The organism is Embleya sp. AB8 (genome assembly GCF_049739465.1).
GTDB lineage: Bacteria > Actinomycetota > Actinomycetes > Streptomycetales > Streptomycetaceae > Embleya.
In genome coordinates this window covers 1-16,578 of record NZ_JBMHHY010000020.1, presented here as the reverse complement: position 1 = coordinate 16,578, position 16,578 = coordinate 1, and the positions used below count along the sequence as shown (strand labels likewise).

The 16,578-nt window shown below is 72.0% G+C and carries 13 protein-coding genes; 4 read left to right on the top strand and 9 right to left on the bottom strand.

The window, feature by feature from the left end:
• Positions 1-25: 25 nt before the first annotated feature.
• The 5 genes from ABIA38_RS28160 to ABIA38_RS28140 form a co-directional block, all read right to left on the bottom strand.
• Positions 26-904 (bottom strand): TIGR04222 domain-containing membrane protein, encoded by an 879-nt coding sequence (locus ABIA38_RS28160; protein WP_424641659.1) that lies wholly within the window; start codon positions 902-904, stop codon positions 26-28.
• A gap of 118 nt (positions 905-1,022) precedes the next feature.
• The gene (msrB, locus tag ABIA38_RS28155) at positions 1,023-1,433 is read right to left on the bottom strand and encodes a peptide-methionine (R)-S-oxide reductase MsrB (RefSeq protein WP_424641658.1); all 411 of its coding nucleotides are present in this window, start codon (positions 1,431-1,433) and stop codon (positions 1,023-1,025) included.
• Between the two features lie 75 nt (positions 1,434-1,508).
• The gene (gene murC, locus ABIA38_RS28150) at positions 1,509-2,933 is read right to left on the bottom strand and encodes a UDP-N-acetylmuramate--L-alanine ligase (protein WP_424641657.1); all 1,425 of its coding nucleotides are present in this window, start codon (positions 2,931-2,933) and stop codon (positions 1,509-1,511) included.
• Between the two features lie 61 nt (positions 2,934-2,994).
• Positions 2,995-3,471 carry an indole-3-glycerol phosphate synthase gene (locus ABIA38_RS28145; RefSeq protein WP_424641656.1) on the bottom strand — a complete coding sequence of 159 codons (477 nt, stop codon included), beginning with the start codon at positions 3,469-3,471 and terminating at the stop codon, positions 2,995-2,997.
• 111 nt (positions 3,472-3,582) lie between these two features.
• The gene (locus tag ABIA38_RS28140; protein ID WP_424641655.1) at positions 3,583-4,323 is read right to left on the bottom strand and encodes a pyrimidine reductase family protein; all 741 of its coding nucleotides are present in this window, start codon (positions 4,321-4,323) and stop codon (positions 3,583-3,585) included.
• 31 nt (positions 4,324-4,354) lie between these two features.
• On the opposite strand from ABIA38_RS28140, the gene zapE reads away from it, so the two are divergent.
• A complete protein-coding gene (gene zapE / locus ABIA38_RS28135) occupies positions 4,355-5,398 on the top strand; it encodes a cell division protein ZapE (RefSeq protein WP_424641654.1) in 1,044 nt (347 codons plus the stop codon).
• An 85-nt stretch (positions 5,399-5,483) separates the two neighbouring features.
• A complete protein-coding gene (locus ABIA38_RS28130; RefSeq protein WP_424641653.1) occupies positions 5,484-7,109 on the top strand; it encodes a PPK2 family polyphosphate kinase in 1,626 nt (541 codons plus the stop codon).
• A 25-nt stretch (positions 7,110-7,134) separates the two neighbouring features.
• Here ABIA38_RS28130 and treZ read toward each other — a convergent pair whose 3' ends face one another.
• Both treZ and treY read right to left on the bottom strand, forming a co-directional pair.
• Positions 7,135-8,895: a malto-oligosyltrehalose trehalohydrolase gene (gene treZ / locus ABIA38_RS28125; protein ID WP_424641652.1), complete on the bottom strand. Its 1,761-nt coding sequence runs from the start codon at positions 8,893-8,895 to the stop codon at positions 7,135-7,137.
• A 72-nt stretch (positions 8,896-8,967) separates the two neighbouring features.
• The gene (treY, locus tag ABIA38_RS28120; protein WP_424641651.1) at positions 8,968-11,259 is read right to left on the bottom strand and encodes a malto-oligosyltrehalose synthase; all 2,292 of its coding nucleotides are present in this window, start codon (positions 11,257-11,259) and stop codon (positions 8,968-8,970) included.
• A gap of 155 nt (positions 11,260-11,414) precedes the next feature.
• Between treY and ABIA38_RS28115 the strand changes: the two genes are divergently transcribed.
• Complete coding sequence (locus ABIA38_RS28115) at positions 11,415-12,014, top strand: Uma2 family endonuclease (protein WP_424641650.1); 600 nt, start codon at positions 11,415-11,417, stop codon at positions 12,012-12,014.
• Between the two features lie 14 nt (positions 12,015-12,028).
• Here ABIA38_RS28115 and glgX read toward each other — a convergent pair whose 3' ends face one another.
• Both glgX and ABIA38_RS28105 read right to left on the bottom strand, forming a co-directional pair.
• The gene (gene glgX / locus ABIA38_RS28110) at positions 12,029-14,143 is read right to left on the bottom strand and encodes a glycogen debranching protein GlgX (RefSeq protein ID WP_424641649.1); all 2,115 of its coding nucleotides are present in this window, start codon (positions 14,141-14,143) and stop codon (positions 12,029-12,031) included.
• Positions 14,144-14,304: 161 nt separating this feature from the next.
• Positions 14,305-14,508: a hypothetical protein gene (locus tag ABIA38_RS28105; RefSeq protein ID WP_424641648.1), complete on the bottom strand. Its 204-nt coding sequence runs from the start codon at positions 14,506-14,508 to the stop codon at positions 14,305-14,307.
• Positions 14,509-14,817: 309 nt separating this feature from the next.
• Here ABIA38_RS28105 and ABIA38_RS28100 point away from each other — a divergent pair, with 309 nt between their 5' ends.
• A complete protein-coding gene (locus ABIA38_RS28100; protein ID WP_424641647.1) occupies positions 14,818-16,227 on the top strand; it encodes an SAV2148 family HEPN domain-containing protein in 1,410 nt (469 codons plus the stop codon).
• Positions 16,228-16,578: the final 351 nt, after the last annotated feature.

Genomic DNA, 16,578 nt, shown 5'->3' with positions numbered 1-16,578 from the left:
CGGCGGAGTTCCCTCGGCCCCTCGGCTACTGGCTGCCGCAGCCGTCCGCCGTGCCGCCGCAGGAGCCGGCTCGGGCGCCCTGCGGCGAGGCGCAGGACGTGCTGCCGCACCACCTGGACTCCGGGGAACGGCCGCCGGGAGTGGGCGCGTTGCGGCGGAAGATCTCCTTGACCACCGGGTCGGGAAAGCGGTCCAGGCCCCACAGGGCGACCGCGCCCAGACCGTGCGCGCCCAGCGCCGCGACCGCCGCCTCGTCCCGGCGCACCCGGATCAGCCGCCGCATGGTCGGCGGCGTGGGTACCACCCGCTCACCGAACACGCCGAGCAGCAGCAGTCCCGCGACGCACGCCTGACTGCCGATCACCGCGAGCAGCAGGCCCACCCACGGCAGCGCGCTCGCCGCGTCGGCCCGGACGAAGCCGGCCACCGCCGTCGCGAGGCCCAGCCCGATGGTGACGAACAGCGCCCAGCGCGGCAGTCGGCGCGGTCCCGCGTCCGGTCGGGCGACCAGGCCGTGTTCGAACAGGGTGCCGCCGATGCCCTGGATCTCCGGCGACGCGGCCACGCGCGTGCGCAGTTCGCGCAGCGGCAGCCCGCCGTACTCCTCGTCCAGCACCCGCAGCGGCGCCTCGCCCGCCGCGCCGGCCACCGGCGGGCGGCCGGCCAACACCTGGCCGTCCCGGCTCACGTGCAGCGCGCCCGCGCCGAGCAGGGCCAGGATCGACACATCGGCCGCCCGGGCCGCGCCGCCGGACAGGAACGCGTATTCGGCCGGCCCCAGTTCGGCCAGGCGCTCGGGCCGGGCCCGCCGGCCGCCGTGCCGGGCGGACCCGACGGCCAGGCCGAGCACGAGCGCCGTCCAGACCGCGTACGCGAGGGGTGCCAGCCACGGATTCATGGTCATCAGGCTTAGCGGACGAATGCCCCCGGCGTGCGGCGATGTGACCTTTGCCGCACCGCCCGGCGGCACGTTTGACGGGCGGTGCGGCCGGGCCGGCGCAGCCGCGGAGCGCGCTCGCGGCTCAGCCCCGGGGGTCGGGTTCCAGGGTCAGCGAGACGGAGTTGATGCAGTAGCGCTGGTCGGTGGGCGTTCCGTAGCCCTCGCCCTCGAAGACGTGCCCGAGGTGCGAACCGCAGCTCGCGCAGCGCACCTCGACCCGGGTCATCCCCATCGAGCTGTCCTCGATGTACTCGACCCGCTCCTCGGCCAGCGGTGCGTAGAACGACGGCCAACCGCAGTGGCTGTCGAACTTGGTGTCCGAGCGGAACAGCTCGGCCCGGCACGCCCGACAGCGGTAGATGCCGGTCGTCTTGGTCTCGGTGTACTCGCCCGTCCAGGCACGCTCGGTGCCCGCCTGGCGCAGTACGCGGAACTCGTCGGGGGACAGCTCGGCCCGCCACTGGTCGTCGGTCTTCTCGATTTCGTAGGCCATGTCCACATCCAACACGCAACGGCGCCGCGACGTTCCCCGGGATGGGGGACGGGCGCGGCGCCGTGGCGGGCCGGTTCAGTGCGCGGCGGTGCTGCGGTCGCGGATCGCGTCCAGGATCTCCGGGCCGAGCAGGGTGACATCGCCCGCGCCCATGGTCAGGATCAGGTCGCCGGGCCGGGCCAGGCCGGCCACCGAGCCGGCCACGTCGGACCAGCTGTGCTCGGTGCGCACCAGGCCGCCGTTGTCCAACGCGGCGTGCGCGATGATGTTGCTGGTCACGCCGGGCTGCGGGTCCTCGCGGGCGGCGTAGATGTCCATCACCACCGCGATGTCGGCGGCGGCCAGCGCGCGGCCCATCTCCACGCCGAGCTGCTGGGTGCGGCTGAACAGGTGCGGCTGGTAGACCGCGATCACCCGGCCCGCGCCCACCGCGCCGCGCGCGGTGGCCAGGTCGGCGGTGATCTCGGTGGGGTGGTGGGCGTAGGAGTCGACGACCCGGATGCCGCTCTCCTCGCCCTTGAGCTGGAAGCGGCGCCGGACGCCCTGGTACTTGCCCAGCCCCTCGGCCATCCGCTGCGGCTCCACGCCGAGTGCCAGGCCGACCGCGAGCGCCATCACCGCGTTGGAGGCGTTGTGCCGGCCGGGCACCGCGACGGTGAACACCAGCTCGCCGCCGGTCGCCTTGCCGTGCACGGTGACCCGGCTGCTCAGGCCCAGCGATTCGATCTCGACCAGGCGCAGGTCGGCCTGCTCGTGCTCGCCGACGGTGACCACGTTCAGCGCCGGCATGGAGAGGGCGAGCCGCTCGCGCAGGGTGATCGCGCCCGCGTCGTCCGCGGACACCACGAGCGTGCCGCCCGGGACGATCCGGGCGGCGAAGATCTCGAAGGACTCCAGGACGTCCTCGAGCGAGCCGTAGTTGGCGTGGTGGTCCAGCTCGACGTTGAGGACGACGGCGACCTCGGGCGCGTACTTGTGGAAGCTGCGGTCGCTCTCGTCCGCCTCGGCCACGAAGATGTCGCCGGAGCCGTGGTGCGCGTTGCTGCCCGCCTCGTTGAGGTCGGCGCCGATCGCGAAGGACGGATCCAGGCCGAGCGAGGTCAGGCCGACCGCGAGCATGCTCGTCGTGGTGGTCTTGCCGTGGGTGCCCGCCACGGCCACCGAGCGCCGGCCGTCCATCAGCCGGGCCAGCGCGTCCGCGCGGTGCACGATCGGGATGCCGCGCTCGCGCGCCACCACCAACTCGGGGTTGTCCTGCCGGATCGCCGAGGAGACGACCACGCAGGACACCCCCTCGGCGACGTTCGCCGCGTCGTGCCCCACGTGCACCGTGCAGCCGAGCTGACGCAGCGCGAGTACCTGCGTGGAGTCCTTGGCATCGCTGCCGGAGACCCCGGCCCCGCGAATCGCGAGGATCTTGGCCAGCCCGGACATGCCGGCGCCACCGATGCCGACGAAGAACGGGCGGCCGAGGTCGACGGGCTCGGCGGGGGGTGCCATGAAGCGGGCTCCTTCGGATCGTGGGACCCGGGCGGTTGGGCGCGGGCTCCCCGCGATTCTGTCAGCTCACGTCGTGTGCGAAGAGCTTCAGCACGGGCACGCCGACGTTCTGCCGCGCCCGCGAGGCCCAGTCGCGGTGGAAGACCTCTTCGATGAAGTGCGGGTCGGTGAGCACGATCACCTCGTCGGCGTCGTGCCGTTCGACGATCTGCTTGAGCGTGTCCAGCGGGTCGCGGCCGGGGGTGGTCTCGCCGACCGCGTTGGCGCCGTGCGCGCGCAGCGCCGCGACGCTCGCGTCGAGGGTGCGTCGGGCCGCGTCCGCGCCGTCGTCCGGGCCGGGCTTCTCCTCGATGTCCTCGGCGGCCTCGTCCAGGCGCACCAGGGCCACGTCGTCCAGCGCCTGGAGCAGCTTGCGATGGTCGGCCTTGCCGGGCAGCACCACCACGAAGGACGTCTCGACGCCCTCGTGCAGGCTGGTCACGAACTCGACGTCAGCCTCGTTCAGGACCTTTTCGATGAGCAGCACGATCGTGTACACGCAACACTCCCTCTGATCCAACCGGCCGGGGCCCGGTGCCTGTGCCCCGTCTGCCCGGGAGACCACCCTCCCACTCCCGCCGCCCGGCCGGTGCCAGTGCCGTGCCCGGCACTAGGCGCGGATGTAGCGGGCGAACAGCGACCCGTCCTCCTCGAGCAGCGAGGCCGGCCGCATCGACAGTCCCTCGGCGAGTTCGGGGCCGGTCAGGATCCGGTCGGCGGGCCCGGCGGTCAGCAGCGGGCTCAGGGTCAGGCACAGCTCGTCCAACCGGCCGCACGCCGCGAGCCGGCCCAGTACGCGCGGGCCGCCCTCGGTCAGCTGCCGGGTCAGGCCGCGCGCGGCCAGGGTGTCCAGGGCGCTCGCCAGGTCCACCTGCTCGCGGCCGGCCACGAGCACGTCGCCGTGTACGCCGGCCGCCGCCAGATTCTCGGGCGGGGCCTGCTCGCAGGTGATCACGATGGTCGGGGTGAGCGCCTCGGTGAACAGCGGCGCGGTGAAATCCAGGGCCAGGCTGCGCGAGACGATCGCGATCACCGGTGCCGGGAGTTGCCCGGCGGCGGCGCGCGCGGCGGCGTAGGCGGGCTTGGCTCGCGGCGGCCGGTAACCCTCGGCCCGCACCGTGCCGGCGCCCACCACGACCACGTCGGCCAGGCCGCGCAGCACGCCGAAGATCCGCTTGTCCGCCGGGGAGGACAGCCCCGCCGAAAGCCCGTCGGGGGCCTGGGCGGCGCCGTCCAGGCTGGCCACCATGTTGGCCCGCAGCCAGGTGCGGCCGGGCGGGTAGGCATACGCCTCGATCAGGTCGACATCGGGCTCGCCGGCGGGGTCGGCGACGGGAAGGAGACGGCGCATGCGATCGAGTTTCGCACGCGTCGTAGGCTTGATGATCGTGCTCATAGCCCCCGTCGTGTCGTTGATCGCGCGTCAGCCCACCGTCCCCGCCGACCGGCTCGTCGCCGAGATGGTTCCGCCGCCGCGTTTCGGCGACGTGCGCTTCGACACGTACATCCCGGACCCGAACCAACCCGGGCAGGCCGCCGCCGTGCTGCGGCTCGAGCGGTTCGCCGCCGAACTGAACGGGGACGGCGGCAAGCAGCGGCGCTGGTTCCGGCGCGAGCAACCGGCCGGACCGAGCGGGATCTACCTCGACGGCGGCTACGGCGTGGGCAAGACCCACCTGCTCGCCTCGCTGTGGCACGCCGCGCCCGGGCCCAAGTCGCTGTGCACGTTCGTCGAACTGACCAACCTGGTGGGCGCGCTCGGCTTCCGGCACACCGTCGAGGCGCTGTCCGGCCACCGGCTCCTGTGCATCGACGAGTTCGAACTGGACGACCCGGGTGACACGGTGCTGATATCCACGCTGCTCGGGAAGCTCGCCGACGCCGGGGTCAAGCTGGCCGCGACCTCGAACACGCTGCCGGACAAGCTCGGCGAGGGCCGATTCGCCTCGCAGGACTTCATGCGCGAGATACAGGGGCTGTCGGCGCGCTTCGAGGCACTGCGCATCGACGGCGAGGACTACCGACACCGGGGCCTGCCAGCCGCGCCCGCGCCGATCGCGGACGACGTGGTCGCCAAGGCCGCCGACGCCGGGCCCGAGGGTGCCGCGCTCGACGACTTCCCGGCACTGCTCGCGCACCTGGCCACCGTGCACCCCAGCCGGTACGGCGCGATGCTCGACGGCGTCACCGGCGTGTTCTGGCGCGGGGTGCGTCCGGTCGACGACCAGGCGACGGCGCTGCGGCTCGTGGTGCTGGCGGACCGGATGTACGACCGCGAACTGCCGGTGGTGGCCTCGGGCGTACCGTTCGACGAGCTGTTCACCGCGGAGATGCTCACCGGCGGCTACCGCAAGAAGTACCTGCGGGCGGTCTCGCGCCTGGTGGCGATGGCCCGCGAGGGCGCCGAGCGAGTGCCGCAGCGCTGACCAGGTAGGGGGCGTCGCCCGTGGGCGACCGAGGGGTCGGTACGGCATCATCGGACCCGGGTCCCGACGACGCGGAGGCAGCGGCATGGCGAAGAAGGCCGAACGCAGGAGTACAGAGCAGGCCGACCGAGGCCCGAAGGGGTCGTCCGCGGTGGGCCTCGGCGAGGTATCGGACCCGAAGAGCGCCGTGCAGCGCGCGAAGTCCGGTGGGGCCGAGAAGCCGGCGAAGGCGGACAAGGTCGCCAAGGCCGTGGGGGCCGTGAAGGCTGCGAAGGCGGACAAGCGCGCCAAGGTCGACGAGGTCGCCAAGTCGGCGGAAGTCACCCGCGTCGTCGAGGTCGCCGAGCTTGCCAAGGCCGCGAAGGCGGACAAGCCCGCGAAGGCCGCCAAGGCGGCGAAGGCCGACAAGCCCGCGAAGGCCGATAGGGCCGATAAGGCCGACAAGATCGCCAAAGCCGCGAAGAAGGCCGAGAAGGCGCTCAGGGCCGAGCGGGAGTTGCAGGCCGAGCGGGCCAAGGCGGCGAAGAAGGCGGCCCGCAAGGCCGCCAAGGCGATCGAGGCCGCCGCCGAGCGCGAGGCCGCCGACGCCGCAAAGGCCGCGAAGGCGCTCGCCAAGCAGGCCGCCAAGCGGGCCGAGGCCGAGCGCGCGGTCGCCGAGGCGCTCGATCTGGGCGCCGTCGTCGAGGAGCGGATCGAGGCAGTGCTCGGGTCCGTGCCCGATCCGGTCGTGGAACTCGTCGCGGAACCCGCGACCGAGTCCGCGGCGGAGGCCGAGCCGGGGACCGAAGTGGAGGCCGAGCCCGCGACCGAACCCGCGCCGCCCCGACTGCGCGTGCTCGCCGAACCGCCCGCCGACCGCTCGCTCGCCGACGTGTCCTCCGTGCGGGCCGCGCTGCGTCTGCCCGGCGGCCCCGTCGACCTCACCACCATCGACCCGCGCGCGACGCCGGCCTTCCCCGGCGACAAGGCCGACGCGCTCGCCGACATCGCCGCGATGGGCCCGAGGCTGGCCGAACTCCAAGAGAAGCTCTACGCCCAGGCGGTGGCCGGCGGCGCGCGGCGGCGGGTACTCCTGGTGGTGCAGGGCATGGACACCTCCGGCAAGGGCGGCACGGTCAAGCACGTGATCGGCCAGTTCAACCCGTCGGGCTGCCACATCCACGCGTTCAAGGCGCCGACCGAGGCGGAACTGGCCCACCCGTTCCTGTGGCGGATCCGCAACCAGGTGCCCGACGCCGGTCTGATCGGCGTGTTCGACCGTTCGCACTACGAGGACGTACTGATCGCCCGGGTGCGCAACCTGGTCCCGCGCCAGGTCTGGTCCCGCCGCTACGCCGCGATCAACCGGTTCGAGCAGGGCCTGGCCAAGGACGAGGTGACCGTCGTCAAGGTCTTCCTGCACATCTCGCCCGAGGAGCAGCAGGAGCGCCTGCTGGCCCGGTTGGACGATCCGGACAAGCACTGGAAGTTCAACCCGGCGGACATCGACGAACGTTCGGTGTGGCCGGACTACCGGACCGCCTACCAGGTCGCCCTGGAGAAGTGCGACGGCGACGCGGCGCCCTGGTACGTGGTGCCCTCGGACCGCAAGTGGTACCGCAACTGGGCGATCAGCCGGCTGCTCCTGGAACACCTCACCGAGTTGGACCCGCGGTACCCGGCGGGCACGTTCGACGTCGAGGCCGAGCGCAAGCGCCTGCTCGACACCTGAGCGGGCGGCCCGGTGCGGCGGCCGGTCAGCGGGTGCCGATCCGCACCACCGCGACCGAGGTCGCGGGCAGGCGCAGCGTGGTGCCCACCAGACCTCGGCGGATCTCCGCGCGGTCGTCCCACGCCGCGACGATCTCCGCCGCCCCGGTGCCCATCGGCAGCGTCGCGGGCCGGTCGGCGAGGTTGACCGCGGTACGGAAGGTGCCTCGGTGCACCATCAGCCAACCGGCGGTCTCCTCGAAGCTGACCTGAACCCGGGTCAGATCCGGGTCGGTCAGATGGTCCCACTCGCGGCGCAGCGCGATCAGTCGCCGGTACCAGGCGAGCAGTGCCGCGTGTGGGGCGGTGCGCGGTTCGTCCCAGTCCAGGCACGAGTCGCGGACGGTCTGCGGCGATTGCGGATCGGGGATCTGCGTGACGTCCCACCCGTGCGCGGCGAACTCGGCGCGGCGCCCGTTGCGTACCGCCTCGGCGAGCACCGGGTCGGTATGGTCGGTGAAGTATTGCCACGGCGTGGACGCGCCCCACTCCTCGCCCATGAACAACATCGGGGTGAACGGCGAGGTCAGTACCAGGGCCGCGCCGGCGGCGAGCAGCGCGGGCGACAGGCCGGCCGAGATCCGGTCCCCGGTGGCCCGGTTGCCGACCTGGTCGTGGGTTTGCAGGTAGCCCAGGAAGCGGTGGGCGGGCATCCGCGAGGTCGGCACCGGGCGGCCGTGCGTGCGTTCGCGGAACGAGGACCACGTGCCGTCGTGCAGCCAGACCCGGGTGAGCGTCTTGGCGAGGGTGCCCATCGACCCGAAGTCGCCGTAGTAGCCCTGCCGTTCGCCGGTGAGCAGGGAGTGCAGCGCGTGGTGGAAGTCGTCGCTCCACTGGGCCTGTACGCCCATTCCGCCGCTGTCGCGCGGGGTGACCACGCGGGGGTCGTTCAGGTCCGATTCGGCGATCAGGAACAGTGGTCGGCCGGTGGCGGCGGCGAGTCGGTCCACCGCCTCGGAGAGTTGTTCGAGGAACGGTACGGCGCGGTTGTCGGCGAGCGCGTGCACCGCGTCCAGGCGCAGCCCGTCCACGTGGTAGTCGCGCAGCCACATCAGCGCGCTGCCGACCAGGTAGGCGCGGACCTCGTCGGAACCGGGCCCGTCCAGGTTGACCGCCGAGCCCCACGGGGTCTTGTAGCGGTCGGTGAAGTAGGGGCCGAAGCGCGGGAGATGGTTGCCGGAGGGCCCCAGGTGGTTGTGCACCACGTCCAGGATCACGCCCAGGCCGTGTGCGTGGCAGGCGTCCACGAAGTGCTTGAGGCCCTCCGGTCCGCCGTACGGCTCGTGCACGGCCCAGGGACAGACGCCGTCGTAGCCCCAGCCGTGGTTGCCCGGGAAGGCGGACACCGGCATCACCTCGACGTGTGTGATGCCCAGGTCGACCAGGTGGTCCAGGTGTGCCACGGCCGCCGCGAAGGTGCCTTCGACGGTGAAGGTGCCGATGTGGAGTTCGTAGACGACCGCGCCGGGCAGCGGGCGGCCGGTCCAGGCCGCGTCGCCCCACGAGTGGGCGGTGTGGTCCAGCACCCGGCTCGGGCCGTCGGGGCCCTGCGGTTGCCACGGCGAGCGCGGGTCGGGCAACGGGTCGCTGCCGTCGATCACGAACGTGTAGTCGCTGCCGTGTACCGCCGCCGGCACCTCCGCCTGCCACCAGCCGGGCCGGTTCGCGTCCCGCATCGGTTTGCGCCGGCCGTCGACGACGACGTCCAGGGACGACGCTTTCGGGGCCCAGACCTCGAACCTGACCATGGGTGGTGTCCTTTCCGAGAACGCGGAACGCGTGGGGACGCGCGGGGGACGGGCGTGGACCTGTCCGGCCGGTCAGCCTCGGGTGAGCAGGGCCACCGGCAGGTCCTCCAGGATGTGCCGCAGCCGGGCCTGGCCGGTGTACGTGCAGCCGGTCAGCGCGTCGACCCAGCGGCCCTCGGGCAGCGGGAGCAGCGCGCCGCCCCAGCCGCCCTTGGCCGCGAGGCCGGCGGGCAGCCGGGTGGCCACCGTGATCGCCTCGCCGCCGCGGACGAAGGCGATCGTGTAGTCCGCCTCCTTGCCGCGCGCGGGCAGGGGCGTGTAGTCGCCGGCGAACCACTCGGGATGCGCGCGGCGCAGCCGCAGTGCGGCGCCGGTCACCTTGAACTTGAGCGCGTCCAGTGGGCCGTGTTCGCGGGCGAAGTCGACGGGGGCCCGGTTGTCCGGGTCGACCAGGGTGTACAGGGCGAGTTCGCCGCCCTGGTAGACGTCCGGGACGCCGGGCATGGTGAGTTGCACGAGCTTGGCGCCGAGTGAGACGGCCTGTGCGTGGCGGTCCAGGTCGGTGACGAACTCGGCGATGTCGGCGGTGAGTTCCTCGTCGGCGAGGACGGCCCGGACGAACGCCTCGCTCGCCGCCTCGTAGTCGGGGTTCGGATCGGTCCAGGTGGTGGCCCGGGCGGCCTCGCGCATCGCCTTGCGCAGGTAGGCGACGGCCCGGTCGGGGGACAGCGGCCAGGCGCCGACCAGGGTCTGCCACAGCAGGTAGGTGTCGTAGCCGTCCGGTCCGAAGCGGAACTCGGAGCGGTGCGGGCGGGCCCAGTCGTTCCAGGTGCGCACCCGTTCGGCCCAGTCCTCGGGGATCTCGGCGAGGACCGCGAGGCGGGCCCGGACGTCCTCGCTGCGCTTGGTGTCGTGGGTGCTGAGTGTGGTCATCGTGGTGGGCGACATCTGCGCGCACGCGGTGTGGAAGCCGGCGATGTCCAGGCCGATCGAGTCCGGCGCGCCGCCGACCTCGTTCAGCGAACTCAAGCCGTACCAGCGGTAGAACGCGCGGTCCTCGACGCCCTTGGCCGCGAGGGCCGCCGCGACCTGGCCGAAGCGGGCGCCGAACTCACCGTCGGCGAGCGCGAGTTCGGCGATCTCCCGGGCCGCCTCACAGACCTGGCCGGGGACCCCGGTGAGGGCGCGGGCCATGGTCGCGATCGACTCCCGGCCGCCGCCGGGGTAGGGGCGGTAGGCGGGGAAGGCGGTCAGCAGCGGCGGCAGCGCGCGGCCGACGTCGCCGGCGCCGGCGATCGGTTCGAGCCGATCCAGGGCGCGGCGCAGCCGGGCGAACTCGGTGGCCAGGCCGGTGGCGAGCACCTCTGCCTTGGCCTCCTGGGCGAGGTAGTCGAAGCCCTCCTTGACCCCGGTCTGCTCGCGGTGCAGCGCGCGCAGCGGTTCGGCGCCGTCGGGGTCGACGAACAGGTTGTCCACCCGGCGCAGCGCGTCGTAGCCGGTGGTGCCGTCGCAGGCCCAGTCGGCGGCGAGTCGTTCCTCGTCGGAGAGGACCTTCTCCACCACGATCCACGCGTTCGGCGCGGCGGCGCGCAGCCGGTCCAGATAGGCGCGCGGGTCGGCCAGGCCGTCGGGGTGGTCGACCCGCAGTCCGTGGATCAGGCCCTCGTCGAGCAGGCGCAGGACGGTCTCGTGGGTGGCCGCGAAGACCTCGTCGTCCTCTTGGCGCAGTGCGATCAGGCCGTTGACGGTGAAGAAGCGGCGGTAGTTCAGTTCGGTGTCGGCGCGGCGCCAGTGCGCGAGTTCGTAGTGCTGGGCGGCGAGCAGTTCGTCGAGCGGGAGCTCGCCGGTGCCGGTACGGAGCGGGAACTCGTGCTCGTGGTAGCGCAGCACGTCACCGGCCACGTGCAGCTCGTCGGCGACCTGCTCGACGGGGCCGCCGAGCACCGGCAGCAGCACGCGCCCGTCGTGCCGGGTCCAGTCGATGTCGAACCAGCGCGCGTAGGCCGAGTCCGGCCCGTCTCGCAGCGTCGCCCACAACTGCCGGTTCAGCGATTCGGGCGCGGGCACGGCCATGTGGTTGGGCACGATGTCCACCACGATCCCGAGCCCGTGCGCGCCGGCGGACCCGGCCAACTCGCGCAACCCGTCCGCACCGCCCAGATCGTCCGACACCCGCGAGTGGTCGACCACGTCGTAGCCGTGGGTGGACCCGGGCGCGGCCTGAAGGATGGGCGAGAGGTGCAGGTGGCTGATGCCGAGCGAGGCCAGATACGGCACCACGGCAGCGGCGTCGGCGAACCCGAACCCGGGCTGCAACTGAAGCCGATAGGTCGAGGTCGGAACACGAGAAGGCGACGAGGTCATGCGGACAAGCTTCCCCGGACCACCCGGCACTACCACCCGCCGGGGTGGTGAAACCCGTACGGACACGGATCGCCACGATCGGCGGCTTCACTCGTTCCGGTCAATTGGCGCGGAGGTAGCCTCGTAGCAGGCGAGCCTGCGTTACGAAGGGACTCATGGTGACTGCTGTATCGCGTGAGCATGCGACGGACGAGCGGATGGTGGACGTCGTCGCCGCCATCGCCGACGTCGTACCGGAGGGCTACCGCGTGGAGAGCGTTGAAGGGGAGATCTACGTGACGCCGCCGACTTTGCCCGAGCATCGTATGGACATCATCGGATTGGCGCGCCACCTGCGTGCCTTCGATGTCGGGATGGTCGAACGCGGAGACGAATTCGCGTCCGGGCTGACCGGGGACGACGTTCGGGGATATGTCATCCCGGATCTGTACGTCCAGATCCGGGAGACGACCGAGATGGACATGGCCTGGGCCCGTGCCCACGACAACTACTTCCCGCTGTCCATGCTCGCGCTGGCGGTCGAGGTCACCTCGCCGAGCACGCGAGACCGGGACTTCGGTGCCAAGCTTCGGACCTATGCCGGTACCGGCGTCCCCGTCTACGTCATCGTCGACCGCAAGGACCGCGTCGTCGTCGTTCACCACGAGCCGGAAACCGAAAAGCGCATTTACGCCGCCGTGGCCACCGTCCCCTTCGGGACGTTGGCCCCGCTGCCCAAGCCCTTCGGCGACCTGGACACCTCCTCCCTGCTCTGAGGCCGGCAGGCCGGTCACGGGCGTTGCAGGACCACCAGTGACCTGGCCTCGACCGGTTGGGTGCCGCCGCCCGGGACGGTGGGGCGGGACTTCGGGTCGCGCATTGTGGTTTTGTCGTCGGCGGTGTCGACGACCACCGTCCAGGTTTTGCCGAGGTCGAGGGGGATGGTGAAGTCCTCGGGCTCGTGGGAGGCGTTGAACAGGAGCAGGAACGAGTCGTCGGTGATCTTTTGGCCGCGCGGGTCGGGCTCGGAGATGGCGTTGCCGTTGAGGAATACCGCGACCGACTTGGCCGCCGCCGCCCACCAGTCGCCGTCGGACATCTCCTCGCCGGCGGGGGTGAACCAGGCGATGTCGGTGAGTACGTCGTGGGTGCCCTGGACGGATCTGCCGTGGAAGAAGCGGCGGCGGCGGAACACCGGGTGCTCGGCGCGCAGTCGGGTCATCATCCGGGTGAACTCGAGCTGGTCGGGCACCTCGTCGTCGGGCCAGCGCACCCAGGCGAGTTCGTTGTCCTGGCAGTAGACGTTGTTGTTGCCCTGCTGGGTGCGGCCGAACTCGTCGCCGTGCGCGATCATCGGGACGCCCTGGGACAGCAGCACGGTGGCGATGAAGTTGCGCTGTTGGCGGGTGCGCAGCGCGGTTACGTCCGGGTCGTCCGTCGGTCCCTCGACGCCGTGGTTCCAGGACCGGTTGTGGTTCTCGCCGTCCCGGTTGTCCTCGCGGTTGGCCGCGTTGTGCTTGTCGTTGTACGACACCAGGTCGTGCAGCGTGAAGCCGTCGTGGCAGGTGACGAAGTTGATCGAGGCGATCGGCCGCCGGCCGTCGTCCTGGTAGAGGTCGGAGGAGCCGGTCAGCCGCGAGCCGAACTCGGCCAGCGTGCGCTCCTCGCCGCGCCAGAAGTCGCGCACGGTGTCGCGATACTTGCCGTTCCACTCGGTCCACAGCGGCGGGAAGTTGCCCACCTGGTAGCCGCCCTCGCCCACGTCCCACGGCTCGGCGATCAGCTTGACCTGGGAGACCACCGGGTCCTGCTGGACCAGGTCGAAGAACGAGGACAGCCGGTCCACCTCGTGGAACTGCCGGGCGAGCGTGGCCGCCAGGTCGAACCGGAAGCCGTCCACGTGCATGTCGACGACCCAGTAGCGCAGCGAGTCCATGATCAGCTGCAGCACGTGCGGGCTGCGCATCAGCAGGCTGTTCCCGGTGCCGGTGGTGTCCAGGTAGTAGCGCTTGTCGTCGGCGAGTCGGTAGTAGGACGCGTTGTCCAGGCCGCGGAAGGACAGGGTGGGCCCGAGGTGGTTGCCCTCGGCGGTGTGGTTGTAGACCACGTCGAGGATCACCTCGATGTTCGCCGCGTGCAGCGCCTTGACCATCGAGCGGAACTCCTGCACCTGCTGGCCGCGTTCGCCGGTGGACGAGTAGGCCGCGTGCGGCGCGAAGAAGCCGATGGTGTTGTAGCCCCAGTAGTTGCGCAGCCCCAGGTCGGACAGCCGGTGGTCCTGGACGAACTGGTGCACCGGCATCAGCTCGATCGCGGTCACCCCCAGGCCCACCAGGTGCTCGATCACCGCCGGGTGCGCCATCCCCGCGTAGGTGCCGCGGATCTCCTCCGGCAGCCCCGGGTGGGTGCGGGTCAGGCCGCGTACGTGCGCCTCGTAGATCACCGTGTCGTGGTACTCGGTGCGCGGCGGCCGGTCGTCGCCCCAGTCGAACCAGGGGTTGATCACCACCGAGGTCATCGTGTGCGGCCCGGAGTCGGTGGTGCTCATCAGGTCGGGGTGCTCGAACGAGTAGCCGTACATCGACTCGTGCCAGTGCACCTCGCCGCACATCGCCTTCGCGTACGGGTCGAGCAGCAGCTTGTTCGGATTGCACCTGGCCCCCGCGGCCGGGTCGAACGGGCCCTGGACGCGATACCCGTACTGCTGCCCGGGTTGGATCCCCGGCAGGTAGGCGTGCCGGACGAACGCGTCGGCCTCGCGCAACTCGATGCGCTCCTCGGCGCCGCCCTCGTCGAGCAGGCACAACCACACGCGGTCGGCGGCCTCGGAGAAGACCGCGAAGTTGGTGCCGGCGCCGTCGTACGTGGCGCCCAGCGGATACGGATGACCGGGCCAGACCTGCATGAGCAACCTGCTTTGTCGCGGATCGTGCTTCGGCAGCTTGCAGTCTCCCGTACCGGACCGGATTCAGGTGTGCGATCTGCTCCGGCGTCCCCCGGTCGGGTGGATTTCGGGCCGGGGGCGGTCGTGCGGGCTGCGCGGCCGATCGGTTTTGATCGGAACGATCAGATCCAGTCGAGCAGTTCGGCCGCGAGCAGTTCCTCCCGGCACGGCCAGGCGTTGCCGCACGAGCAGAGCGCGCCGTCGACGCCGGGCAGCACGGTGCGCAGGTGGCGCGCGAAGATGTCCGCGACCACGTCGCGATACCTGGCGAAATCCTCCTCGGCGCCGCTTCGTCCCGCCGGGATCCTGCTGTTCGTGGCCAACATGACGACCTCCTGGGTGCCACGGTTCCTGCCGGCAGAGACGGACCGTCGATCCGTCCCGGTTGCGCCCGGGGACAGGTGGAGGGAAGACCCTCTCCCGCCCGGCAATTGTTCCGGGGACGGAGCGCCCCGCTGGGCAGAAGTTGCCAGAGCGCGTCGTGTCCCCCCAATTGCCTTACGCCATCCGGGTGTTGCCGGTGTCCGCGTCACTCGAACGGGGCAGGCTCGCCGGGCCGCGCGGGCTCCCCGAGGCCGCCGGGTTTCGCTATACGCTCGTTCGGTTCCGGCTCGACGACGAACGGATGGGACGCGATGGCCGATCGGGAGTCCAGCTCGCCACCCTCGACGACCGAGGATTCCGGGGAGGGGACGAGTACGACCGGCCTCGACGGCGGGAGCGGCCTCGGGTCGGCCGGCGACGGCGGCGACACCTTCCCGGACCCGTACGCGGTGTACCACGACGGCGACCCGGCGGGCGGGACGGCCGGGCTCACCGACACCGGCTCGTTCGCGCTCGACCCGGGCGGCGCCCTGCCCGGGCCTCGGCACGCGGCCGCCGGCACCGCCGTCCTGGACGGTTCGAGCCCGCCCGATCCGCTGCCCGGGACAGACCCCGCCACGCTCGCCTGGACCGAGGACGACTGGGCGGGCGCGCTGCTGCGGGCACGCCGGGCGGGTCGGGCCTACGTCTATCTGAACCTGATCGAACAGCGGCTGCGCGCGGTGATCGCCGCGGTGCTGATCCCGGTGTACGGGCCCGGCGAGCATCCGCACGACGACGGCGCGTGGGTGCTGGCCGCGGCCGGCAACGTGCAGAACGAGTGGGTCGAACGTGCCGAGGCGGTACGGGAGATGAGCCGGCGACGCGGCTACATCGTGGACCCCGCCGACGACGAGCTGATCGCGTTCCTGACGCTGCCTCAGCTGCGCGAGCTGATGGTGCGCAACTGGTGGTGCTTCGAGCCCTTCCTGCCGGACCGGCGCAAGCTGGAGCGCGCGTTGGAGGAGGTCGAGATCGGCCGGCACATCGTGGCCCGCAACCGGGTGTTGTCGCCGGACGTGCTCGCCCAGGTGGAACGGGCGTGCCTGCGGGTGCTGGCGATACTGGACGGGCCGTTGGCCGATCAGGGGGATCGGCGGCTGGGGCTGGACGCAGTCGAGGAACTGTTCGCGGGGCGATACGCGGACGTGGTGGGGGTGTTCCAGGACCGCGCGGCGCTGCAGCGCCGGTTGCCGTTCGCCGATCTGGTGGACGGGGCGCGCGGGATCGACGCGATGGGCGTCTCGCTCAATCTGCTGTGCCAGAACTATTCGGGGCGCGATCTGGCCCGGCTGGGTGCGAGCGGGTGCGAGCTGCGGCTGCTGTTCCTGAACCCGGCGGGCGACGCGATGAAGCAGCGGGAGCGGGACGAGGGGATCAAGAAGGGTCTGCTGTCCCGGATGACCACGCTCAACATCCTGCACATGCGGCGGATCCGATCGAAGCTGCGGGAGCCTCGGCGGATCGAGATCCGGTTGTACGACGAGGCGCCGCGCTTCGGGGCCTATCTGGTGGACGGGGACGTGGGGCTGATCCAGCCGTATCTGCGGCACGCGCGGGGGGTCGAGTCGCCCGCGTTCGTGCTTCGGGCCGATGCGGCGGGGGGTTCCGTGCGGGGCCTTTACCCGCTGTTCCAGGAGGAGTTCGAGCAACAGTGGGCGGACAGCAAGCGGACGTCCTGAGGGGGTTGGTGTTGCCCGCCTGCCCACCCGTTGCGTGAGTGGGACGGCTGCGGTTGCGTCTTGGTGGGGGCGGGTTGGTTTTGCCCGCCCGCCCGCCCGTTGCCTGAGTGGGACGGCTGCGGTTCGACGGCGGACGGGCCGGGCAATCGGGGCCCCGCCGCCGGGATCGGGGTGCGGCCGGCGAGCCTGTGGGCTTTCCCGCGGGGGTAGCGGCTGCGGTTGCGCCTTGGTCGAGCCCGGTTAGGGTTGCTCGCCCGCTCGCCCGCTCGCCCGCTCGCCCGCTCGCCCGCTCGCCCGCTCGCCCGCTCGCCCGCTCGCCCGCTCGCCCGCTCGCCCGCTCGCCCGCTCGCC

What these genes read in the sequence shown, in the direction of transcription:
- zapE (WP_424641654.1), top strand. Translation starts at nt 4,355, where the DNA reads ATGATCGTGCTCATAGCCCCCGTCGTGTCGTTGATCGCGCGTCAGCCC.
- msrB (WP_424641658.1), bottom strand. Translation starts at nt 1,433, where the DNA reads ATGGCCTACGAAATCGAGAAGACCGACGACCAGTGGCGGGCCGAGCTG.
- ABIA38_RS28160 (WP_424641659.1), bottom strand. Translation starts at nt 904, where the DNA reads ATGACCATGAATCCGTGGCTGGCACCCCTCGCGTACGCGGTCTGGACG.
- treZ (WP_424641652.1), bottom strand. Translation starts at nt 8,895, where the DNA reads ATGGTCAGGTTCGAGGTCTGGGCCCCGAAAGCGTCGTCCCTGGACGTC.
- murC (WP_424641657.1), bottom strand. Translation starts at nt 2,933, where the DNA reads ATGGCACCCCCCGCCGAGCCCGTCGACCTCGGCCGCCCGTTCTTCGTC.
- ABIA38_RS28105 (WP_424641648.1), bottom strand. Translation starts at nt 14,508, where the DNA reads ATGTTGGCCACGAACAGCAGGATCCCGGCGGGACGAAGCGGCGCCGAG.
- ABIA38_RS28140 (WP_424641655.1), bottom strand. Translation starts at nt 4,323, where the DNA reads ATGCGCCGTCTCCTTCCCGTCGCCGACCCCGCCGGCGAGCCCGATGTC.
- ABIA38_RS28130 (WP_424641653.1), top strand. Translation starts at nt 5,484, where the DNA reads ATGGCGAAGAAGGCCGAACGCAGGAGTACAGAGCAGGCCGACCGAGGC.
- glgX (WP_424641649.1), bottom strand. Translation starts at nt 14,143, where the DNA reads ATGCAGGTCTGGCCCGGTCATCCGTATCCGCTGGGCGCCACGTACGAC.
- ABIA38_RS28100 (WP_424641647.1), top strand. Translation starts at nt 14,818, where the DNA reads ATGGCCGATCGGGAGTCCAGCTCGCCACCCTCGACGACCGAGGATTCC.
- treY (WP_424641651.1), bottom strand. Translation starts at nt 11,259, where the DNA reads ATGACCTCGTCGCCTTCTCGTGTTCCGACCTCGACCTATCGGCTTCAG.
- ABIA38_RS28115 (WP_424641650.1), top strand. Translation starts at nt 11,415, where the DNA reads ATGGTGACTGCTGTATCGCGTGAGCATGCGACGGACGAGCGGATGGTG.